Origin of the sequence: Leifsonia sp. RAF41, from assembly GCF_052114085.1 — a bacterium.
GTDB lineage: Bacteria > Actinomycetota > Actinomycetes > Actinomycetales > Microbacteriaceae > Leifsonia.
In genome coordinates this window covers 1,252,191-1,273,523 of the sequence record NZ_JBFREB010000001.1, presented here as the reverse complement: position 1 = coordinate 1,273,523, position 21,333 = coordinate 1,252,191, and the positions used below count along the sequence as shown (strand labels likewise).

Below are 21,333 nucleotides of genomic sequence, written 5' to 3'. Positions count from 1 at the left end.
GGTGGGAGGATCGTAGCCATGACCACCGGCGCCCTCACCGACGAAGCCCTGCTCGCCCTTCCCAAAGCCGAGCTCCACCTCCACATCGAGGGCACCCTGGAGCCGGAACTCGCGTTCGAGCTGGCCGCACGCAACGGCGTGGACATGCCGTACGCCACGGTCGAGGAGTTATCGGCGCAGTACGACTTCGACGACCTGCAGTCGTTCCTCGACCTCTACTACGCGACCATGGCCGTCCTGCTGACCCGCGGCGATTTCGCCGAATTGACGCGTCGCTATCTGCGCCGGGCGCACGCCCAGGGCGTCCGCCATGTCGAGCTGTTCTTCGATCCTCAGGCGCACACCGCGCGCGGCGTCGCGTTCGACGACGTGGTCGACGGGATCGGCGACGCCCTCGACGAGGCCGAGCGCGACTTCGGGATGAGCGGGGCGCTCATCCTGTGCTTCCTGCGCGATCAGCCGGTCGCCTCCGCCGACGAAGCACTGACCGCTGGGCTCGCCCGCATGGACCGGATCATCGGCGTCGGGCTCGACTCCGCCGAGGTCGGCTACCCGCCGTCGCTGTTCGAGAGCGTCTACGCACGGGCCCGCGCCGCCGGCCTGCATTCCGTCGCCCACGCCGGCGAAGAGGGCCCGCCCGCGTATGTCTGGGAGGCGCTCGACCTGCTGCACGTCGAGCGGATCGATCACGGCATCCGCTCGATCGAAGACGCCGAGCTCGTCGCACGGCTGGCTGAGGAGCGCATCCCGCTCACGGTGTGCCCGCTCTCGAACGTGCGGCTGCAGGCCACTCCGGACCTCCGCGACCATCCACTGCTCCGGCTGGATGCTGCGGGAGTGGCGGTGACCGTGAACTCCGACGACCCGGCCTACTTCGGCGGCTACGCGGGCCAGAACTTCACGGCGGTCCGGGATGCGCTCGGTCTGACCGAAGAGCAGGCCCGCCGGCTCGCGCGCACCTCGATCGAAGGCTCATTCGCTTCCCCCGAGCGGAAGCGGGCACTGCTGGCCGAGCTGGAGGGGTGGCGGCCGTGACCGTGCCGCAGCAGTTCCGCACGGCCGGCGGCCGATCAGTGCGGTACTTCGACACCGGGGGTGCGGCGGATGCGCCCGTGCTCGATGCGCCCGTGCTCGTGTGGCACCACGGCACCCCGCAGACCGGCGCCGTGATCGATCCGGTGGCGGCGGAGGCCGCGGCGCGCGGACTCCGTGTCGTCTCGGTGGCGCGGCCCGGCTACCCCGGGTCGGACACGCTGCCCGGCCGGTCAGTGGCGGATGCCGCCGGGGACGTGCTCGCCGTCCTCGATGCGCTCGGCGTGGACCGTTTCTCGACCATGGGCGCCTCGGGCGGCGGACCGCACGCCCTCGCCCTCGCCGCTCTGGCCGGCGAGCGCGCCACAGCCGTCGTGACGCTCGCCGGGATCGCCCCCTTCGACAACTCCCCCGACTGGTTCTCGGGGATGGCCGCCCCGGGCGGGCTGCGGGCCGCCCTCGCCGGTCGCGAAGCGCGCCTGGCCTACGCGGAGACCGCCGAGTTCGACCCCGACTCGTTCACGGCGCGCGACTACGAGACGCTGAACGGCGTATGGGGTGCCCTCGGAGCCGACGCGGGCAGAGGATCAGCGGAGGGCCCTGCCGGAGAAGCCGACGACGATCTCGCGTACGTCTCCCCCTGGGGTGTTGACCTCGGGGCGGTTCGCACGCCTGCCCTCCTCGTTCAGGGAGGAGCCGACCGGGTGGTGCCTGCTCCGCATGCCGCCGCCATGCTCGAGCGCCTGCCCGAGGCCGAACTGTGGATGCGTCCGCGCGAGGGACACGTGTCCGTGCTGACGGTGCTCGGGGTCACGCTGGACTGGATGCGGGCGCTGCGATGAGCCATATCCGAAGAGCTCCGCAAATTCGCTTATATTTTTGGGATATAAGCGATATCGTGGTGACATGACGTTCACCGTCGCACTCATCGCCGACATCGTGGGCTCGCGGAACCTCTCCAGCAGATCCGCCGCTCAGGATGAGATGCGCGCCGTCTTCGCGCGCGCCGACCTGCGCTTCCCCCCGGAGCAGCCGCTGTGGGCGACCGTCGGCGACGAGTTTCAGGCACGCTACCCAGACCTTGCTTCCGCGCTGGGGGCCACGGCGCTGGTGCGCCTGAACCTGCCCGAGGGGCTCGACTGCCGCTTCGGACTCGGCATGGGCGAAGCGACCGAGATCGAGCCGGGGCCCGACGGCAACACGATTCAGGACGGCTCGGCCTGGTGGCGCGCCAGGGAGGCGATCGTCACAGCGCACCGGCTCCAGGATCGCGGGCAACCGTCCGTCCGCACCTGGTTCGTCGCCGAAGACGCTCTACTCACCGCCGCCGTGGCTGCCCTGCTGCTCCAGCGCGACCACACCATCGCCCGGATGAAGGCCCGCGAACGGCGACTCGCGGCAGGACTGCTCGAAGGCCGGACGCAGACCGAGCTCGCCCACGAGGAGCGAATCGCCCAGTCGGCTGTCTCCCAGACGCTTCACCGGTCAGGAGCGATCGCGCTCGCGGCCGGCATCGAACTCTTCTCGGAGGTGGTGCCGACGTGATCTCGGCCATCCTGCTCCTCACCCTTGCGGCGATCGACGTCGTCATCGGACTGGCGAAATTGCGTGTCCCGGGGCGCGCCTCTGCACGACGCGTCCCGGGCCGCTGGGGCGCTCTTGTTGCTGCTCTGGCGGTTCCCGCTGCCGGCTGGCTCGTCGCGGGCACGCCTGCGGTGTGGGCGGCCGCCCTTGCGCTGTCGGGTTTGGTGTGGCTCTGGGCCGAATCCCGGTTTCTCCACGGTCGCGGGCACGTCGCGTTCCTGACGGCGGCGATCCTCGCCGTTCCCCTGGTCGCCGTCACCGTGGTCGCCGAGCGCCCCACGGTCGGGGATGCCGAAGCCGCCCGGGCGTTCGCGGATTACGCGGCGAGCGCCGGCCTCCCCCTGTCCCTCTCGTTGGTCGTCGCGGTGGTCGCGACCGTTCTGGTCCTCACCCGAACGGCCAACGTGATCTGCCGCGCGGCATTCGGGCGGACGATGACGACGGATGCGCCGCGGGACGTCGCGCCGCAGCGGCGGTGGAGCGTCGCCTTCCGCTCGCGGGAGCTCGCGTCCGTCGTCGAGGACACGGGTGCCGGCGCGGCGGCTGACGCGGCGACCGGCACCGCCCCAGCGCTGCGCGGTGGGCGCGTGATCGGACCGCTCGAACGCATCCTGATCGTCGCCCTGGCCCTGTTCGGGGCCGAGGCCGTCATCGTCGGCCTGCTCGCTGCGAAGGGAATCGTCCGCTTCCCGGAGATCAGCGCAGACGGCCGACGGGGGTCGAAGGCGGAAGAGTTCCTGATCGGCAGCCTGGTCAGCTGGACGATCGCCGGCATCATGGTCGCCTATCTGGTGACGCAACGAATCAGCTGATATCTCCGGACTATAAGCGAAATCGCGGAACCGAGATCAATCGTCCGGCAGGGAAACCTGTTCAACGACACCGCCGTCCTTCACGGTGCCCGGAAGGGTCTCCTCGTAGAGGAACGCCGCCACCTCCGGCCACGAGCTGGCGTCCGCCAGCCGGAAGACTTCGACCGCCTGCGCGCCCTCGAACGTTGCGGAGGTGCGCAGCAGCCCCGGCGGCCTCGCTCCCTCGAGCGGCAGGCGCACGCTGAACGCATCCCTCGACTCGTCGGGGTAGAGGAGCAGAGCGAGAAACGTCTGCTCGCTCATCTCCCCACCCCCGAACACCGGCGTTACGAGCGCAATTCGCGCCCGTGCACGGTGACCCCGTCGATCACGAGAGCGTCGATGGCGACCATCACGATGGACCCCGGGCTGCGCCGGGTCGTCGTCCGCACTTGGGACATGGGAGCCGCCTTTCCACGCAGGTACGTTCCGGCGCTCACCGGCCCGTGGGGAAGCCGGCCGGCCCACCCCCGCGAGCCGACCGGCGCGAGGCGACGGATCCCCCGGGTGCCGAAAATGTCCCGGGTCCTGCGCATCGCTTTGTTGATCTCGCCCGCATGATGCACCCCCGGGAGGCGCCACGGCAACACACACTTCTGCGACTTTGTGGATTTGGCCCCGGTGTCGAAATGCCGTCTATCCGACGGCACCGTTGATGCTGGACAATGCGGCCATGAGCGACGCGGAGCACATCGGAGGCACGACGCTGGGGCCCGGCCATGCGCCCGGAGGGATTCCGCTACGGATCCATCTGGGCGAACCGGAGTACGCAGCGCTCGTCCGCATCGCGCGGCGGCGGAATACGACCGCGGCGCGTCTCGTAGAGCAGCTCGTGCTCAACGCGCTCGAGCACACGGATGTCCCCCCGCCCGCCATCTCGTATCCCAAACGCCCGCACACGAGCTACGAGCAGGCGACCAGCGGCTACAAGCCGGACAAGTGACGCCACTGGGCGTTCGCGGGTCAGCGCCGCTCGACGAGGTCGTCCGCACGACGCAGGACGTTCTCCGCACGGCGGACGCCGAGCTTGACGCTGGTGATCAGCAGTAGTGACCGCACGCCGACCGCCACGATCACGACCGTGACCAGCGCGACGACGACCCAGGCGACGACCTGCCAGCCGGCGAAGCCCGCCACCGCCAGCCACTCGATCCCGTAGCCGCCGGCGGCCGCCAGCGGGAACGTGAAGGACCAGAATCCCAGCGAGAACGGCAGCACCCGGTAGCGCGGGATGAGGGCGAGCTGCTGCAGTGCCATGAGGACCAGCAGTCCGAGGAGGGCCGTCGACACGACGTCCGCCCGCTCACCGTTGATAGTGAACCAGGCGGTCCCGGCGACGGCCGGCGGCGCAAGCAGGATCGCGCACGTCGGCGTCAGGGCCGCGGGGAGCGGAGGGAAGAACGCCAGGCGCGCGAGCAGAACAGTCGAGATCACGATCCAGAAGAACACGCCGACGGCGAAGGCGGCTATCGCGACGCCGGGAAGGCCGATCCGGAACGACGTCGTCGCTCCGATCAGTCCCGCAGCGACGGTCGGCAGCAGGTAGCCGCCGTGGAACGCCTCCGGCGGGAGGCTGCCAGCATGCCAGAAAGCGAGGATCCACCCGGCGAAGAGCGCGGCCGCGATCAACGAGGCAATCACCACGATGGCACCCGCGACGGGTACGAACCGATACAGGTCCGCTCCGATCAGCATCCCCACCACCGGGACCAACGCGGCGATGGGCCCCTGCGCCGGATGCCGCAGCTGGGCGCCCAGGGATTCGGCACTCCGCGCACCGCGGCGGAGGTGAGCGACGATCAGCCACAGCCAGGCGACCAGGACGCCCGCCCAGAGGACCTGCCCGATGGCATCGGGCAGGCCGAAGAGGCGACCGGCCGTGGTCCAGACACCCGCGAGCCCGGCGAGCCCGAAGGCGATCGCGAGGGTGTTCAGCGGGATGCGCTGCGCCGTCCGCTTATCAGAAGACCGCCTCACGCCCACTGCTCGAACACCATGAACGGCACCTTGGCGTGCCACGCCTGGAACGCCTTGCTCGACCCGAAGGTGTCTTTGGTGGAGAAGTCGATGCCGCCGTTCATCCAGAACCAGACCAGGTACCAGTCGCTGCTGGTCCCCCAAAAGTAGTTCTGATTCGGCCAGTAGCCTCCCCCGCTGTCGCTGTGGTCCTCGTACCAGGAGGTGCCGTCCGACCACAGCTGGTCCCGCGTGTCGAGGATCGTCTCCATGTCGCCCGGGCCACGGCGGTGCTGGACCATCACGCAGAGCTGGGCGCGGTTGTGGGCGACTTGCAGGCTGGAGCTGTCAGCCCAGTCGTAGTCGTACTCCACCAGCCCGGACACCCGCACGTACGTCGAAGGCGCCTTCGGCTTGAACCACAGTCCGACCCCGGCGCCCGCGTACATCCAGCCGCCCTCGGCCACCGGCCGGTCGACGTACGTTTCGGTCAGGTCGATGAACATGCTGCCGTACTGCTTGTATACGCTCGGTCCTCGCGCCGCAGTGCCTGCGGCGCCAGGCGGCTGGAACGTCGTCCAGGTCGTGTCGTACGGAGGGCCCGCGAAGAACAGCCGGTCGGTGCTGCCGGCCGTGACCAGGCTCAGCGTGTGCAGCTCACCCGGTGAGGGATTCACCTCCCGCTGTATGGCGACGGGAGCTTCCAGCCGGCCGATGGCGGTCGTCAGCTCGCGGAATCGTTCGTCGACGCCGATCAGCGTCTCGGCCACCTGCTCCGCGCGACGCGAAGCCCGGAGGTAGGACGTTCGCGACTTCCTCAGTTCATAGTCGAACGCCTGGTCGAGGGCTCGAGCGGCCTCCTCTTCGACCGGCTTCTCCTCCGCCGAACGCTTGCCTTCTGATGAAACGGACACGGGAACCCCCAGAGCGCTGCGTGCATCACACGAACAGTCGCGAGTCGTTTTGCGCGACACGGTATTCCGGCGACATGCGCCGTGGCAAGACAGCGCGATGGGGACCGACGTCAGCTGTTCGGCTGGACAGCACCACTTCGGGAAGGGGCGGCGACGCGCGGGAGCAACCCGGACACAACGACGCCCGCGACGGCTACGACCACCAGGACCGCCATCGCCAGGACATACCCTCCTGCGCGTTGGCCGACGCCGAAGCCCAGCACCGTGCCGACGATGGCGGTGCCGAAGCTCGAGCCCAGGTTCGACACGCTCCGCGACAACCCGGAGATCTCCCCCTGTTGCGCTTCCGGGAACGCGGACTGCACCACATTGACGCTGGGCGTCAGCATGACCCCTACGCCGAGGCCGATGACGAGGAGGCCGGGGACGAACGGCCAGCCGCCCGGCACCGCGCCGACGAGCAGGAGCAGCACGGTCCCGATCGCGGTCAGAACGAACCCGACAAGGATCAAAGTGCGCTGCGCGATGAAACGCACCAGGCGACCCGCCGCAAGCGACGAGGCGAGGATGCCGACCGTCGCCGCCGTGAAGATGACGCCCGTCTGGACCGCGTCGTAGTGCCTGACCACCTGCAGATGGCTCGAGACGAGGAACGAGATCCCCATCAGCAGCAGCCATTGGAAGTTCTGGGTCACGAGGCCCAGATTCGAGGTCCGGTCGGCGAAGAGCGCGGTCGACAGCAGCGGTTCCCGCTTGCGGCGCTCGAGTCGCCGGATCCAGGCGAAGAATCCCGCGATGATCCCGGCTCCCGCCACGAGAAGCAGCACGGCCACGACCGCGTTGCTGTCGATGAGGAGGATGCCCGCGACGAAGACCACCAGCCCGGCACCCGACAGCACGGCCCCGATGACGTCGTACGGGCGCCCCGGATCGGCGGGCAGCGGGTCCTTCAGGCTCAAGGCGAACACGATGATGACCACGATGATCAGCGCTTGGAAGACGAACGCGGCGCGCCAGCTGATGGCGCTGCAGATCCACCCGCCGATCAGCGGGCCCATCGCCGCACCGATGCCTCCCGCAGCGCTCACCAGGCCGAACGAGCGGGCCCGGCTCTGGAGGTCTTTCCAGTACAGGGTCACCAGGATGTACACCGGAGGGATGAGGAGCGCGGTCCCGGCGCCTTCGAGGATCGAGTTGCCGAGGATGAGCAGGCCGAGACCCGGCGCCAACGCACTGAGCACGGCGCCGAGGCCGTAAATGCCGAGCCCCAGGAGGAAGCAGGTCTTGCGGCCGAGGTTGTCGGTCAGTTTCCCGAACGGGACCATCAGCGCGGCCATCGTCAGCAGGAACAGCGTGATCGAAAGCTGGATGCCCGCGACCGTCGTGCCCAGGTCCCTGCTCATGTCGTTGAGCATGACGTTCATGTTCGAGCCCGCGAACGAGCAGATGAACTGTGCGAGGGCCAGGGGCACGAGGGTCCACCCGGCGACCGTCCGAACCGCTGCGGTGCTCATCGCCCGAAGGTAACTTCGCGGGTCGGGAGTTGGCTAGAGGGCGATCAGAGATCGGCAGCGACAGGAGATAGAGCTGGATGAATGGCGTGATAGCAGCCCTGACCGCGCTCTGTAGGGTTGCGACCATGACTGTCGAGTCGCAGAACCTCGTTTGGCGTCCGCTGGCTGTGACCGACAGCGCGGCGATGGCAGACCTCCTGAACGCGATCGACGCGGAGGACCACGTCTGGGGGCAGTACACCGTGGAGGACGCGGCCGAGGAGTTGGAGTCACCGGTCGACGACCTTCCGACATCCACTCTTGCCGTGTTCGACGGCGCGACGATGCTCGGCTTCTCGGCGGTGCACTACAAGCCGACAGCCGAGATCGTCCACCGGGTGCAGGCCGCCGGCGCTGTCCGGCCCACGCATCGCCGCCAGGGACTGGGGACGAAGCTCCTGCAGCACGGGCTGGTGACGGCCGAAGCGCTGCACGCACTGCATCACCCCTCGCTCCAATTGGTCGTCGAGTCCGTCTACGGCGAGCATGTCGACGGCGCGGTCGCCCTATACCGTGCTGCCGGTATGACGGCGACGAAGTGGAGCCGGCACATGAGACATCCGCTCGGCGCGGCGATTCCGGACGCTCCTATCCCCGACGGCCTTCGGATCGAGGGCTACGCGGCTGAGACCGATGAGGAGTTCCGCGCGGTCCGCAACGACGCCGCCCAGCAGGTGGGCCGGTCGCAGCTCAGCGCAGAGGAGTGGAAGGTATGGGCCGTGAACTCCAGCTTTCAGCCGGAGCTGAGCTTTCTGTTGCGTGACGCCGCGACCGGGATGGCCGCCGGGGCCCTCCTGGTCGTCTCGTGGGAGGCCGAGACGGCGGCGACTGGCATCCGTGACGCCTATTTCAGGGTCGTCGCCACGCGGCCCGCGTACCACGAGCGCGGCGTGGCCGAAGCCCTGATCTCGCACACGCTGCGGGAGGCACAAAACCGCCGCTACGGACGGGCCAGCGTCAGAGTAGATGCGGATCCTTCAAGCCCCGAACTCGGAATCTACGAGAGGGCTGGGTTCGTCACCCACGATAGCCAGGTCCACTACTCCATCGAGCTCTGACGCACTCCACGGCGTGACCACGCACGCGGATCTCAAGCAACGCGTGACAGCGACCGAATGGTGGAGATGGGGGGAATTGAACCCCCGTCCACTGCTGTGGTCATGTGCCTTCTACGGGTGTAGCCGGTGGAATTCGCTTTCTCGGCCCCGGAGCTTGTCACAGGCATCTACTCCGACGGGCCCAGTATCAGTGGAAGTCCCTCTGCGCCCTGATGCTCAACGCAGAAGCAAGTCCCCTAGCTGACGCCAGGATCCGGGTAGGGAACAATTCCCGGACTGACGGTCTCTTAAATGGCGGAGGTGAACTTACGCCGCGAGGGCGAAGTCGGCCTTGGCCGAGACAGTGCTCTTGTTATTGGCACTTATTTTTTTGCATGGATCGTTAACGAGATAACCATGCATCCTCGACCCGCTTCTCACAGTCACGCAGACAATGTCGAAACCGATCATCCCCATGCGCGGCCGTCTGGCCGGGTCGCTGTCACGCGCTGTTGAGTTGTGCAGATACAGATCCCACCGCTTCCGCGGCGAGCTTCTCATCATACAACATCGGTGCACCATCGTTTATGCCACCATCGGGGAATGGCCGACACGATCATCACGGTTCAGGGCGAATACGAGCTGCGTCATCCTGCTGAGCGGGGCGCCCTGCGACTGCGGGTCTCCTACGAAGGACCGGTACGGAATGAGGTGCTCGCGCTGACCACGCAGCGGCAGATCTCGCTCACCAGCGAACTGCGCGACCTGCACGATCCGCAGAGCGGGCCTGTCGTCCAGTGGTCGTCCGACCAGCTGCGTGTGTGGGGCGACCGGCCCTGGAGCAGCGAGGGGCAGCGCCTCGACGTGGTGCACCACGCCGAGGTCGGAATCGACGCGCTGTTCAGCGACCTCACGGCACTCTCCGACTGGGTCGGTGTGGTCTCCCTGCTCGACGGCGTCCTCGTCGATGGAGTGACCTGGTCGCTCACCGAGGCACGCCGGCAATCGCTCACCCAGGAGGCTCGGCGCCGCGCCGTGGAGAACGCCGTCGCGAAGGCGACGGTCTACGCGACCAGCCTCGGTCTCAGCACCGTCAAACCGCTCGCTCTGAGTGACCCGGGGATGCTCGGTGACAGCTCAGCGCCCGGCCAGCCGCCGCAGCCGCTGTTCGCGCGGGCGGTCTCCGGAGACGCCGGGGGCGTCAGCCTCGCGCTCAAGCCGGAGGAGCTCACCATCGCGGTCCAGGTGCACGCGCGCTTCTCGGCCGGCTGATCACGGCCCTGGAGTCGCGGGGGCTCCCGGTGTCGACGGCGGACGGGTCGGGAACGAGTCCAGCTTCAGGATGCGGGTCGCGGTCACCTCGCCGTCGGAGCGCGTCCCGATGATGACGACCTCATCCCCCCGCGCGAAGTCGGACTTGGCCACCGACTGGCCCGGCGCGCCGAAGACGGTCGAGGAGTTCACCGTCACGTCGACCGAGGAGCCGTTCTGCCGGGCGATGCTCCAGCTGTCGCCATCGACGGATGCGATGGTTCCGCGCACGAGCACCTGGCCCTGCTGGGGTCCCCCGCCCTGCTGACCGCCACCCTGGCCGCCGCCGTTCTTGCCGCCGTCGTTCTTGCCGCCGTCGCCCGGCAGGCCGGGCATCCCGGGCACGCCGGGCTGCTGTGGGAAGGTGCGGGAGATGACGCGCTCCCCCACGTGCGAGACCACGCTGGCCACCGCGAAGGCGCCTGCCGTGACGATGCCGAGCAGGATGACGATCGAGAGCACCAGCGTCGAGATGGCGAACGCCAGCCCGTGGCGCTTGTAGAACGGCTCACCGGGCGTAACGACAGGAGCCTGCCCGCCATAGGGCGGGCCGGGCGGTGTCGGCGGTTCCTGGCGAGGCAGGAGCGGCTCGGTCGGCTGGGTGTTGCTCATGATCACATGAAAGCAGCCGTGAGCCCCATCCGTGCTGGGAGGCGGTTATGGGTCCGGTGAGAATCCGGTCGCGTCACGCAGGTTCGACGAGCACCGAGCGGAGTTTCGCCAGCTCCAGTTCGTCGAGGCCGGCGGCGAGGAGGTACTCGCGGACGCTTCCGTACCGCTCCTCGATGCTGTCGATCGTCGTCTCGAGAGCTTCACGCGGACTCCCGCCGAGGATGATACGCAGGTCGGGTGTGACCTCCACGCCGTATCCGCGGACGAGCTCCAGCATCCCTTCCAGCCACGGCCCCTGGAGGTTCGCCTCGGTGAGCGCGTAGTCGTCCACGACCGTGCGACGGTCGACGCCGACAGCCAGGAGGGCGAGCGCGACCACGATCCCCGTACGGTCCTTGCCGGCCGTGCAGTGCACGACCACCGGCTCGTCGCCGGTGTCCGCGATCTCGCGCAGCGCCCGGACGATCACCTCGGTGTGCTGGAAGACGATCTTGTCGTACAGGTGCAGGATGGTCGCGCCGACCGTCGAGGCCGATGCGCCGGAGCCCTCGAAGACGGGAAGGTGCAGCACCTCCACGTCAAGCCCCGCAAGGTCGTCCGGTAGGGATTGCACCTCGAAATCGTCGCGCAGGTCGATGACGATACGGATGCCGAGCTCGCGCAGTCCCTCCCGTCCCGCCTCGCCGAGACGGCCGAGTGCGTCGGCCCGGTACAGCTTGCCCTCGCGGGTGACGCCGCCCTCCGTCGGGTACCCGCCCACGTCCCGGAAGTTATAGGTGCCTTCGATCGGGATGCGCTGAGCGGTGGAGTCCATGGATCCCAGTCTGTCACTCCCCCAAGTGGCGCTGGGTGGACATGGCGCGCTGCGCCTCGCGGTTGTCCTGACGCTCACGCAGTGCCTGGCGCTTGTCGTACTCGCGCTTGCCCTTCGCCACCGCGATCTCGACCTTGGCCCGACCCTCGTTGAAGTAGATCGACAGCGGGATGATCGTGTAGCCGCCCTGCTTGACCTTGTTCTCGATCTTCAGGATCTGCGCCTTGTGCAGCAGCAGCTTTCGCTTGCGGCGCGGGGCGTGATTGTTCCAGGTGCCGTCCGCATACTCGGGGATGTGCACCGCATCGAGCCACGCCTCGCCACCCTCGACGAAGGCGTAGCCGTCGACCAGCGAAGCACGACCCAGCCTCAGCGACTTCACTTCGGTACCGGTGAGCACCAGTCCCGCCTCGAAGGTGTCCTCGATCGTGTAGTCGTGGCGCGCGCGGCGATTGGTGGCCACGACCTTCTGGCCACGTTCCTTCGGCACAGCGCACTCCTGACATCGACGGTGGAAGCCGCCCGGCACGATGCCGGGCAGCGGACCAGTCTATCGCCTCCGAGAGGCGTCTGGTCGCGTCAGACCCGCAGGTAGCGCCGGATGGCGAAGTTGGCGGACGCCGCCGCGAGCAGCACGCCGATGATGATCAGGATCGGGATGACCAGCCATGCCTGATCCATCCCGACGAAATTGATCGACTGGATGCGGTCGCTCAGGTACCCGCGCACGAAGAACTGCACGCCGACGGCCAGCACGACCGAGGCCAGGATCGACCCGATCAGGGCCGCGATCACACCCTCGATGATGAAGGGCGTCTGGATGAACCGGTTCGACGCTCCCACCAGGCGCATGATCCCGATCTCCCGGCGTCTCGAGAAGGCGGAGAGCCGGATGGTGGTGGCGATCAGGAGCACCGCGGCGACGAGCATGATGGCGGCGATACCGATCGCCGTGTAACTGGCCGCATTCAGGATGCTGAAGATCTGGTCCAGGTAGCTCCGCTGGTCGACGACACTCTGCACGCCCGCCGCTCCGGACAGCGTCTCGGTCAGCACGGCCGAGTTGTTCGGGTCCTTCAGGTTGACCCAGAACGTCTGCGGGATCATGTCCGGCGTGACGAAGTCCGCGATCTGGTTGCCCTTGAACTGCTGCTTGAACTGCTCGTAGCCCTGCTGCTGGTCCTGGAAGTAGAACTTCTGGATGTACGGAGCGAGCTCGGGCGACTCCAGCTGCTTCTTGACCGTCTCGATGGACTGGTCGGTCGCGGCGCCGGACGCGCAGGCGTCCGTTGGCGTGCACATGTACACGGCGACCTGGGCGCGGTCGTACCAGTAGGTCTTCATCTGGCCGATCTGCATCTGCAGCAGCACGGCGGTTCCCACGAAGGTGAGGGAGATGAAGGTCACCAGGACGACGGAGACGACCATGGAGAGGTTGCGGCGGAGGCCGTTGCCGACCTCCGACCAGATGAGTCCGAATCTCATTTCGTCGGCCCTACATTCTGGTCGCCCTGGCGGTCGGCGCCCTCGCGCAGTCCGCTCAGGTCGAGGTTGGCGGTGAAGTTCAGGTGCTCCGGCAACTCCTCCGATGCGGGCGCCGGCGGCACCGGCTCCTGCTGGTGCCGCGGGGGCTCGTGGTGCGCGGGCACGGTCTGGGGCTGCACCGGCTGGACCGGAGCGGTCTGCTGCGGCAGCGACACGGGGGCGGTCGGAACGGAAGTCGGTGCGTGGGGGCGCGTCATGGGCGCCTCGGCGGAAGCGGCCGCCTGCGCCGGAACTCCGCCGGCGTAGGCCGGCGTCGCGATCGTAATCGGCTCGTCGCGCTCCACCGGCTGCGCGATCGGTACCGCCGCGGTGAATCCGTAGCCGCCGTGTCGCTCGTCGCGGACGATCTGCCCGTTCACCAGCTCGATCACGCGGCGTTTCATCTGGTCGACGATCGCCGCCTCGTGAGTGGCCATGAGCACCGTCGTGCCGCTGGCATTGATCCGCTCGAGGGTGGCCATGATGCCGGCGCTCGTGGCCGGGTCCAGGTTTCCGGTGGGCTCGTCAGCGAGGAGCACCTGCGGCTTGTTCACGACCGCTCGCGCGATCGCGACGCGCTGTTGCTCACCGCCGGAGAGCTCGTGCGGAAGGCGGAGGGCCTTGCCCTCGAGTCCGACCATCTTGAGCACGTCGGGGACGGCCTCCTGGATGAAGCCGCGCGACTTCCCGATCACCTGCAGGGTGAATGCGACGTTCTGGAAGACCGTCTTGTTGGGGAGCAGCCGGAAGTCCTGGAAGACGACGCCGATGTTGCGGCGGAAGTAGGGCACCTTGCGCGACGAAATCGAGCCGAGGTCCTGACCCAGAACGTGGATCTTGCCCTTGGTCGGCTTCTCCTCCTTGAGGATGAGGCGCAGGCAGCTGGACTTGCCGGAACCCGAGGCGCCGACGAGGAAGACGAACTCTCCGCGCAGGACTTCCAGGTTGATGCCGTTCAGCGCCGGGCGCGTCGTGCCCGAGTACTGCTTGGATACGTGTTCGAACCGGATCATGACCCTCTGAGACTAGGCAGTCGCGCGCCGATCCGCAGTAGCGACATGCCCGAGCGCCGCAACCCTGACAGCGAGGTGGACGTCCGCTACGCGAAGCCCATGCGTCGGATGCACTCCCGCAGCGGATTCCGCCGTATGACCCGGACGCCGATGCTCAGTCGTCGGACTTGCTGCCTGCGCGCCAGCGGATGCCCGCGGCGATGAAGCCATCGAGGTCTCCGTCGAACACCGAGCTCGGATTGCCGGACTCGTAGCCGGTGCGGAGGTCTTTGACCAGCTGCTGGCCGTAGAGGAAGTAGGAGCGCATCTGGTCGCCCCAGCTGGCGGTGATGGTGCCGGCGAGTTCCTTCTTCTTCGCAGCCTCCTCCTCCTTCTGCAGCAGGAGCAGGCGGGTCTGCAGCACGCGCATGGCGGCGGCGCGGTTCTGGATCTGCGACTTCTCGTTCTGCATCGAGACCACGATGCCGGTCGGGAGGTGCGTGATCCGGACGGCCGAGTCGGTCGTGTTCACCGACTGCCCGCCCGGGCCGGAAGAGCGGAAGACGTCGACGCGGATGTCGCCCTCGGGGACCTCGACCGCCGTCGCCTCCTCCATCAGCGGGATGACCTCGACCGCGGCGAACGATGTCTGGCGCTTGTCCGCCGAGCCGAACGGGCTGATCCGGGCGAGACGGTGAGTGCCGGCCTCGACCGACAGCGTGCCGAACGCGTATGGCGCGTCGATCTCGAAGGTGGCCGACTTGATGCCGGCGCCCTCGGCGTACGAGGTGTCCATGACCTTCACGGGGTACTTGTGCTGCTCCGCCCAACGCAGGTACATGCGCATCAGCATCTCGGCGAAGTCGGTGGCGTCGTCGCCGCCCGCACCGGAGCGGATGGTGACGATCGCGGAACGGTCGTCGTACTCACCGCTGAGGAGCGTCTGCACCTCGAGGTCGCCGAGCGCCTTCTGCAGCGACTGGAGCTCGGCTCGAGCCTCGGCGGCGGACTCCTCGTCCTCCGCCTCATTGGCGAGCTCGACCAGCACTTCCAGGTCGTCGAGCCGGCGCTCGATGGCGGTGATCCGCGCGAGCTCGGACTGGCGGTGGCTGAGGGCGCTCGTGACCTTCTGCGCGTTGTCCGTGTCGTCCCAGAGGTCGGGGACGCCCGCCTGCTCGCTGAGGTCGGCGATCTGCGAACGGAGGCGCGGCACATCCACCACCGCAGTGATGTCGGAAAAAGTGGAGCGCAGGTCCGCGATCTGGGAGGAGAGGTCGAGTTCGATCATGTCGCCCTCCAGCCTACCGGGCGGGCACCGGGCCCGGGCGGACGGGCTCCGCCGGGGAAAGTTGTACGGTGTTAAGGACATGACATCCGACGAGCGCTCCTTCAGTTTCCGCTCCGTCGCCCTCGCCGCCTTCCTCCCGACGCTCCTGTTCTCCATCGGAGAGGGGGCGATCATCCCGATCATCCCCGTCGCCGCAGGCAATCTGGGGGCCGGGCTCGCCATGGCGGGCTTCATCGCCTCCATGGTGATGCTGGGCGAACTGGCCGGGGACATCCCCAGCGGCTGGGTGGTCTCGCGCTTCGGCGAGCGCACCTCGATGATCGGCGCTGCAGCCGTCGCGATCGCCGGCGTGGTCGTCTGCCTGCTCGCGCCGAACTATTGGGTGCTGACCGTCGGCATCTTCGTGGTGGGGGTCGCCACCGCGGTCTTCGCGCTCGCCCGCCACGCGTTCATGACCACGTATGTGCCGCAGCGGTACCGCGCGCGAGCCCTCTCGACGCTCGGCGGCATCTTCCGCGCCGGCTGGTTCATCGGCCCACTCATCGCGTCCGCTGTCATCGCCCTCACCGGATCCACCCAGTCCGTCTTCTGGATCTTCATCGTCAGCTGCCTCGGCTCGGTGATCGTGCTGATCACCCTCCCAGATCCGGAGAAGATGTTCGGCCCGTCGCAGCGCGTCGCCGACGAGGCCGGCGCGCCCGTCACTGCCGGCGAGGAGGATGCCGAGGAGCGCACGCACGGGCTGTTCCGCACCATCTGGTCGTTCCGGGAGGTGCTGGCACGGATGGGCGCGGGAGTCTCGCTCGTCGCTGCGGTCCGCTCCGCCCGCACGGTCCTGCTCCCGCTGTGGGCCGTGTCCATCGGGATCAGCGAGTCGAACACCGCACTCATCATCGGAATCGCCGGAGCGGTGGACTTCGCACTGTTCTACTCGAGCGGGCAGATCATGGACCGCTTCGGACGGATGTGGAGCGCCATCCCTTCGATGATCGGCCTGGGGCTCGGCTTCCTCGTGCTCGCGTTCTCGCACGACCTCGCCTCGCCCGTCGCCTGGTACGTCGGCGTCTCGCTGTTCCTGTCGGTGGCGAATGGCATCGGATCGGGCATCGTCATGACACTCGGGGCGGACCTCGCACCGAAGGATCGTCCCGCGCCGTTCCTCGGCGCGTGGCGGTTCTCGGCCGACGCCGGGCAGGCCGCCGCTCCCCTGTTCGTGTCACTGCTCACCGCCCTCGTCTCGATCTCGTTCGCGAGCGGAGTGATGGGGCTGCTGGGCCTGGCGGGCGCGGGAATGCTGGCCCGCTACATCCCGCGTTATGTACCGCGCAGGCCCCGCCCGGCCTGATCGGGAATACCCTCGTTCTCAACTGCGGTTGTATCCATGCAAACGTATGAATTGAGGATGACATGGCTGGCACGATCGAACTCGGGATCGACACTTTCGGCGACGTGACACACGATGCGGACGGCACGCCGCTCCCGCAAGCGCAGGTGCTCCGCAACGTCGTGGCCGAGGGCGTGCTCGCCGACCGCGTCGGGCTCGACTTCTTCGGCGTGGGCGAGCACCACCGAGCCGACTTCGCCGTATCCGCGCCGGAGGTGGTGCTGGCGGCGATCGCCGGGCAGACCGAGCGCATCCACCTGGGGTCGGCCGTCACCGTGCTGAGCTCGGACGACCCGGTGCGCGTCTACCAGCGGTTCGCCACCCTCGACGGCGTCTCGAACGGCCGCGCCGAGGTCATCCTCGGTCGGGGATCGTTCATCGAGTCGTTCCCGCTCTTCGGCCTCGACCTCGCGCAATACGAGGAGCTGTTCGAGGAGAAGCTCAATCTGTTCACCGAGCTCCGGAAGCAGGAGCCCGTCACCTGGACCGGTCAGCTGCGCGCGCCGCTCACCGAGCAGTCCGTCTATCCGCACGTCGAGCACGGACCGCTGAAGACGTGGATCGGCGTCGGAGGCAGCCCGGAGTCGGTCGTGCGCGCCGCGCACTACGGACTCCCGCTCATGCTGGCCATCATCGGCGGAGGCCCGATGCGCTTCCAACCCCTCAGCGAGCTCTACCGGAAGGCGCTGGAACAGTTCGGCCAGGATGCGACGCTGCCGATCGGCATCCACTCCCCCGGCTTCATCGCGGAGACGGATCAGGAGGCGAAGGACATCCTCTGGCCGCACTACGAGGTGATGTCGAACCGGATCGGACGCGAGCGCGGCTGGCCGCCCGCGTCGCGCGCGCGGTTCGAGCACGAGGCCGGCGCCGACGGCGCGCTGGTCGTCGGCTCGCCCGAGACGGTCGCGCAGAAGATCGCGTACGCGGCGAAAGGGCTGGGGGCGACCCGCTTCGACATCAAGATGAGCAACGGCACCCTGCCGCACGACGACCTCATGCGCTCGATCGAGCTGTACGGGAGCGAAGTCGCACCGCGCGTCCATGAGCTAATGTCGTAGCCGCGCCAGACGCGGCCGCGGGAGTGGTGAAATTGGCAGACACGCAGGATTTAGGTTCCTGTGCTTCACAGCGTGAGGGTTCGAGTCCCTTCTCCCGCACCGGCCCCTAACTCCACAGGATGATCTTTGCCCGCGCGAACTCGATTCGCACGCTTCGTGCAGCTTCGCACAGCCTGCCGCCGCTAAACTCGGGCACAGCTTTCCCACCGAATCCTCCTGGAGAACAGTGATCCATCACGCCGGCCTCATCCCGTGGCTCGACCCGAACGTCATCATCCAGTCGGCGGGTCCGTGGGCGCTGCTCGTCGTGTGCGGCATCATCTTCGCCGAGACGGGACTGCTGATCGGCTTCCTGTTCCCGGGCGACACCCTTCTCATCATCGCCGGCCTGCTGACCCACACCTCCCTCGTCTTCGGGGTCGACATCTGGTGGGTGTGCCTGGCCATCTCGTTCGCGGCGTTCATCGGCGGCGAAGTCGGCTACCTGATCGGCCACAAGGCCGGCCCCAAGATCTTCGAACGCAAAGAGTCGGGCCTGTTCTCGATGGAGAACGTCCGCCGCACCAACCAGTTCTTCGAGCGCTTCGGAGCCCTCGCGATCATCGTCGCCCGCTTCGTCCCGATCGTCCGCACCTTCGCGCCGGTGGCGGCCGGCGTCGGCCACATGAGCTACCGCAAGTACTCGCTGTACAACGCGATGGGCGCGCTCCTCTGGGGCGCCGGCGTGACGTACTTCGGCTTCCTCATCGGCTACATCCCGCCCGTCGCGAAGTTCGTCTCCAGCTACATCGACATCATCCTGATCGGCGCGGTCGTCATCACCTTGATCCCGACGCTGTTCCACTACGTCCAGTCGTCCCGCAAAGCGAAGAGGAACGCCGCCGCTCAGGCCGCCGCCGGCCAGGATGCCGGGGAAGCGCCCGCCGCGGAGCCGACCATCGAGCAGCCGACGCCGTCGCGCCCGGAGGCCTGACCGCCGCCGCACACGAAGGAGATCTGGTTCCGAATCTCCTTCGATGAGCAGTCTCGAAGGAGATTCGGACGCGAAAGCGCCGAATCTCCTTCGCTGGCGAACGCACACCCCTAGCGGTGGAACTCGTCCTCGTGGGCAGCGTGCTCCGCGGGCTCCAGCTGGAACGTCGAGTGCTCGACGTCGAAGTGTTTCGTCAGGCAGCCCGACAACTCGTCGAGGAGCGCGCCCGTTCCGCCCGACCGGAAGACGGACTGCTCGCACACCACGTGCGCGCTGAACACGGGCGCACCGGAGGTGATCGCCCAGACGTGCACGTCATGCACGGCGACGACACCCGGTGTGCCGAGGATGTGGTCCCGGATCTCGGCGACGTCGGTGTCGGCAGGGGCCGCCTCGCTGAGCACGCGCACCACATCCCGGAGCAGTGAGAACGCGCGGGGGACGATCAGTACGGCGATGAGCAGGGACGCGATCGCGTCGGCCGCCACGAAGCCGGTGGTCAGGATGACGACGGCCGCCACGATGACGGTGGCCGACCCGACGAGGTCGCCGAGCACCTCCAGGTAGGCGCCGCGCATGTTGATCGAGTGCCCCGCCGCCGGACGCAGCAGCAGCAGGGCGCCGAGGTTGGCGACCAGCCCGATCACGGCCACGATCAGCATCGGAACGCTGTGCACCTCCGGCTCGCCGCCGACGAGTCGGCCGATTGCGCCGACGGTGACCACGACAGCGACGACGACCAGGATGAGCCCGTTGATGAGCGCACCGAACACCTCTGCGCGCCGATACCCGAACGTCTGGCGGTCGGTCGCAGGACGGGCGGCGACGATGGTTGCCATCAGCGCGATCACCAGGCCGGCGAGGTCGCTCAGCATGTGGCCGGCGTCCGCCAGCAGCGACAGCGAGCCGCTCAGCCACGCGCCGACGACCTCCACGACGAGCACCGCCGCCACGATGCCGATGGCGATCAGCAGGCGGTTGCGGTTGGTGCCGTGGGTGTGGTCGTGACTCATCTCACCTTCTACGGTAGATAGAAGTGCTCGCCTCCGCCAGAGGCCGCGACTAGATGGGAATGAGTGGCGTTCTCAGCTGCGCGCCGCGAGCTCTCGGAGCGCCGGAATGATGGCCGTCAGCGCCCTGGCGCGGTGGCTCTCCGCGTTCTTCTGCTCGGCCGTCAGCTGGGCTGCGGTCCGGTCTCCGCCGTCCGGCACGAAGATGGGGTCGTAGCCGTGACCGTTCTCGCCACGGGGCTCTCGAGCGATGCTTCCCTGCCAGACGCCCTCCACCACCGTCGGCTCGCCGTCCGGTGTCAGCAGGGCGAGGGTAGCCGTGAAGTGGGCGCTCCGGTTCGGCTCCGGGACGTCGGCCAGCTGGTCGAGGAGCAGCCGGAGGTTCGCGGACGCATCGCCGTGTGACCCGGCCCAACGCGCGGAGAAGATCCCCGGGGCGCCGCCCATCACATCCACGCAGATGCCGGAGTCGTCGGCGAGCGCCGGGAGCCCTGTGTGCGCTGCCGCGGCGCGCGCCTTGATGAGTGCGTTCTCCGCGAAGCTCACGCCGTCCTCCACCGGCTCGGGACCGTCGTAGGCGACGATCTCCAGGCCCGGGACTTCGCCGCCCAGCAGCTGCTGGAACTCCCGCGCCTTGTGCGCGTTGTGCGTGGCGAGGACGACGCGGACCACGCTCAGGCCTCCGCGGCCGCGGTGAGCGTATCCGTCTGGATGGCGGTGAGCTCGGTCGTGCCGGCGAGCGCGAGGTCGAGCAGCGCGTTCAGTTCCGTGCGGTCGAAGGGCGCGCCCTCGGCCGTTCCCTGAACCTCGACGAAAAGACCACGGCCCGTCACGACGACGTTCATGTCGGTCTCGGCGCGCACATCCTCGACGTAGGCGAGGTCGAGCATCGGGGTGCCGTCGATGATGCCCACCGAGACGGCCGATACGGAGTCGATCAGCGGTGTCGCCTTCTGACCGATGAAGCGGTGGTCGCGGCCCCACTCCAGTGCGTCCGCCAGCGCAACGTACGCTCCCGTGATGGCCGCGGTGCGGGTGCCGCCGTCGGCCTGCAGCACGTCGCAGTCGAGCACGATCGTGTTCTCGCCGAGCGCCTTCATGTCGACAACGGCGCGGAGGCTCCGGCCGACGAGGCGGCTGATCTCGTGCGTGCGTCCGCCCACGCGTCCTTTCACCGACTCTCGGTCCATCCGGTCGTTGGTCGAGCGCGGCAGCATCGCGTACTCGGCGGTGACCCAGCCACGGCCTTTTCCGGACATCCAGCGGGGAACGCCGTTGGTGAAGGAGGCGGTGCACAGCACGCGGGTGTTCCCGAAGGAGATGAGCGCGGAACCTTCGGCCTGACGGCTCCAGCCGCGTTCGATGGTCACCGGCCGCAGCTGGTCCGGGGTGCGCCCGTCGGCGCGGGTGATGTCGGTCACGGTGATCTCCTCGATA

Annotated in this window: 23 protein-coding genes, 1 tRNA gene and 1 other RNA gene; 11 read left to right on the top strand and 14 right to left on the bottom strand. The window is 68.2% G+C overall.

Annotated elements, in window-relative coordinates:
* Nucleotides 1-18 precede the first annotated feature (18 nt).
* The 4 genes from AB4Y74_RS06090 to AB4Y74_RS06075 all read left to right on the top strand — a co-directional run bounded on the left by AB4Y74_RS06090 (nt 19) and on the right by AB4Y74_RS06075 (nt 3,428).
* Nucleotides 19-1,035, top strand: coding sequence for an adenosine deaminase (locus AB4Y74_RS06090; RefSeq protein WP_441798219.1), 1,017 nt, complete (start codon nt 19-21; stop codon nt 1,033-1,035).
* Nucleotides 1,032-1,874 carry an alpha/beta fold hydrolase gene (locus AB4Y74_RS06085; protein ID WP_441798218.1) on the top strand — a complete coding sequence of 281 codons (843 nt, stop codon included), beginning with the start codon at nt 1,032-1,034 and terminating at the stop codon, nt 1,872-1,874. Before AB4Y74_RS06090 ends, AB4Y74_RS06085 begins: the two co-directional genes overlap by 4 nt.
* A gap of 64 nt (nt 1,875-1,938) precedes the next feature.
* On the top strand, nt 1,939-2,577 hold the full coding sequence (locus AB4Y74_RS06080; protein WP_441798217.1) for a SatD family protein: 639 nt from the start codon (nt 1,939-1,941) through the stop codon (nt 2,575-2,577).
* Nucleotides 2,574-3,428, top strand: a complete 855-nt coding sequence (locus AB4Y74_RS06075) for a hypothetical protein (RefSeq protein ID WP_441798216.1) — start codon at nt 2,574-2,576, stop codon at nt 3,426-3,428. Before AB4Y74_RS06080 ends, AB4Y74_RS06075 begins: the two co-directional genes overlap by 4 nt.
* A 36-nt stretch (nt 3,429-3,464) precedes the next feature.
* Here the strand turns inward: AB4Y74_RS06075 and AB4Y74_RS06070 are convergent, their stop codons facing one another.
* Complete coding sequence (locus tag AB4Y74_RS06070) at nt 3,465-3,731, bottom strand: hypothetical protein (protein WP_441798215.1); 267 nt, start codon at nt 3,729-3,731, stop codon at nt 3,465-3,467.
* Nucleotides 3,732-4,140: 409 nt separating this feature from the next.
* On the opposite strand from AB4Y74_RS06070, the gene AB4Y74_RS06065 reads away from it, so the two are divergent.
* Nucleotides 4,141-4,410: a hypothetical protein gene (locus tag AB4Y74_RS06065; protein WP_441798214.1), complete on the top strand. Its 270-nt coding sequence runs from the start codon at nt 4,141-4,143 to the stop codon at nt 4,408-4,410.
* Nucleotides 4,411-4,430: 20 nt separating this feature from the next.
* Here the strand turns inward: AB4Y74_RS06065 and AB4Y74_RS06060 are convergent, their stop codons facing one another.
* The 3 genes from AB4Y74_RS06060 to AB4Y74_RS06050 all read right to left on the bottom strand — a co-directional run bounded on the left by AB4Y74_RS06060 (nt 4,431) and on the right by AB4Y74_RS06050 (nt 7,851).
* Complete coding sequence (locus AB4Y74_RS06060) at nt 4,431-5,444, bottom strand: transporter (RefSeq protein ID WP_441798213.1); 1,014 nt, start codon at nt 5,442-5,444, stop codon at nt 4,431-4,433.
* On the bottom strand, nt 5,441-6,337 hold the full coding sequence (locus AB4Y74_RS06055; protein WP_441798212.1) for a hypothetical protein: 897 nt from the start codon (nt 6,335-6,337) through the stop codon (nt 5,441-5,443). The genes AB4Y74_RS06060 and AB4Y74_RS06055 overlap by 4 nt, the downstream gene beginning before the upstream one ends.
* 110 nt (nt 6,338-6,447) lie before the next feature.
* Nucleotides 6,448-7,851 carry an MFS transporter gene (locus AB4Y74_RS06050; RefSeq protein WP_441798211.1) on the bottom strand — a complete coding sequence of 468 codons (1,404 nt, stop codon included), beginning with the start codon at nt 7,849-7,851 and terminating at the stop codon, nt 6,448-6,450.
* Nucleotides 7,852-7,976: 125 nt separating this feature from the next.
* Between AB4Y74_RS06050 and AB4Y74_RS06045 the strand changes: the two genes are divergently transcribed.
* Nucleotides 7,977-8,948, top strand: coding sequence for a GNAT family N-acetyltransferase (locus tag AB4Y74_RS06045; RefSeq protein WP_441798210.1), 972 nt, complete (start codon nt 7,977-7,979; stop codon nt 8,946-8,948).
* A gap of 58 nt (nt 8,949-9,006) precedes the next feature.
* On the opposite strand, the gene ssrA is transcribed toward AB4Y74_RS06045, so the two are convergent.
* Nucleotides 9,007-9,402, bottom strand: a transfer-messenger RNA (tmRNA) gene (gene ssrA / locus AB4Y74_RS06040).
* 128 nt (nt 9,403-9,530) lie between these two features.
* Between ssrA and AB4Y74_RS06035 the strand changes: the two genes are divergently transcribed.
* Nucleotides 9,531-10,199 carry an SIMPL domain-containing protein gene (locus tag AB4Y74_RS06035; protein ID WP_441798209.1) on the top strand — a complete coding sequence of 223 codons (669 nt, stop codon included), beginning with the start codon at nt 9,531-9,533 and terminating at the stop codon, nt 10,197-10,199.
* Here AB4Y74_RS06035 and AB4Y74_RS06030 read toward each other — a convergent pair whose 3' ends face one another.
* The 6 genes from AB4Y74_RS06030 to prfB all read right to left on the bottom strand — a co-directional run bounded on the left by AB4Y74_RS06030 (nt 10,200) and on the right by prfB (nt 15,468).
* A complete protein-coding gene (locus AB4Y74_RS06030; RefSeq protein ID WP_441798208.1) occupies nt 10,200-10,850 on the bottom strand; it encodes a DUF5666 domain-containing protein in 651 nt (216 codons plus the stop codon).
* Between the two features lie 73 nt (nt 10,851-10,923).
* Nucleotides 10,924-11,664, bottom strand: coding sequence for a tyrosine-protein phosphatase (locus AB4Y74_RS06025; protein WP_441798207.1), 741 nt, complete (start codon nt 11,662-11,664; stop codon nt 10,924-10,926).
* A gap of 13 nt (nt 11,665-11,677) precedes the next feature.
* Entirely contained in the window at nt 11,678-12,154 is a 477-nt protein-coding gene (smpB, locus tag AB4Y74_RS06020) for an SsrA-binding protein SmpB (RefSeq protein ID WP_441798206.1), read from the bottom strand.
* A gap of 89 nt (nt 12,155-12,243) precedes the next feature.
* Nucleotides 12,244-13,149, bottom strand: coding sequence for a permease-like cell division protein FtsX (ftsX, locus tag AB4Y74_RS06015; protein ID WP_441798205.1), 906 nt, complete (start codon nt 13,147-13,149; stop codon nt 12,244-12,246).
* A complete protein-coding gene (ftsE, locus tag AB4Y74_RS06010; RefSeq protein ID WP_441798204.1) occupies nt 13,146-14,201 on the bottom strand; it encodes a cell division ATP-binding protein FtsE in 1,056 nt (351 codons plus the stop codon). Before ftsE ends, ftsX begins: the two co-directional genes overlap by 4 nt.
* A 154-nt stretch (nt 14,202-14,355) precedes the next feature.
* Nucleotides 14,356-15,468, bottom strand: coding sequence for a peptide chain release factor 2 (gene prfB, locus AB4Y74_RS06005; protein ID WP_441798203.1), 1,113 nt, complete (start codon nt 15,466-15,468; stop codon nt 14,356-14,358).
* Between the two features lie 79 nt (nt 15,469-15,547).
* Here prfB and AB4Y74_RS06000 point away from each other — a divergent pair, with 79 nt between their 5' ends.
* The 4 genes from AB4Y74_RS06000 to AB4Y74_RS05985 all read left to right on the top strand — a co-directional run bounded on the left by AB4Y74_RS06000 (nt 15,548) and on the right by AB4Y74_RS05985 (nt 18,886).
* Complete coding sequence (locus AB4Y74_RS06000) at nt 15,548-16,813, top strand: MFS transporter (RefSeq protein ID WP_441798202.1); 1,266 nt, start codon at nt 15,548-15,550, stop codon at nt 16,811-16,813.
* A gap of 62 nt (nt 16,814-16,875) precedes the next feature.
* Nucleotides 16,876-17,913, top strand: a complete 1,038-nt coding sequence (locus tag AB4Y74_RS05995; protein WP_441798201.1) for an LLM class flavin-dependent oxidoreductase — start codon at nt 16,876-16,878, stop codon at nt 17,911-17,913.
* A 17-nt stretch (nt 17,914-17,930) separates the two neighbouring features.
* A tRNA-Leu gene (locus AB4Y74_RS05990) sits at nt 17,931-18,012 on the top strand.
* Nucleotides 18,013-18,139: 127 nt separating this feature from the next.
* Entirely contained in the window at nt 18,140-18,886 is a 747-nt protein-coding gene (locus AB4Y74_RS05985) for a DedA family protein (protein WP_441798200.1), read from the top strand.
* A gap of 110 nt (nt 18,887-18,996) precedes the next feature.
* Here AB4Y74_RS05985 and AB4Y74_RS05980 read toward each other — a convergent pair whose 3' ends face one another.
* From AB4Y74_RS05980 to rph, 3 genes are all read right to left on the bottom strand, one after another.
* Nucleotides 18,997-19,899 carry a cation diffusion facilitator family transporter gene (locus AB4Y74_RS05980; RefSeq protein WP_441798199.1) on the bottom strand — a complete coding sequence of 301 codons (903 nt, stop codon included), beginning with the start codon at nt 19,897-19,899 and terminating at the stop codon, nt 18,997-18,999.
* 72 nt (nt 19,900-19,971) lie between these two features.
* Nucleotides 19,972-20,568, bottom strand: a complete 597-nt coding sequence (gene rdgB / locus AB4Y74_RS05975; RefSeq protein WP_441798198.1) for an RdgB/HAM1 family non-canonical purine NTP pyrophosphatase — start codon at nt 20,566-20,568, stop codon at nt 19,972-19,974.
* Between the two features lie 2 nt (nt 20,569-20,570).
* On the bottom strand, nt 20,571-21,317 hold the full coding sequence (rph, locus tag AB4Y74_RS05970; RefSeq protein WP_441798197.1) for a ribonuclease PH: 747 nt from the start codon (nt 21,315-21,317) through the stop codon (nt 20,571-20,573).
* Between the last annotated feature and the right edge of the window lie 16 nt (nt 21,318-21,333).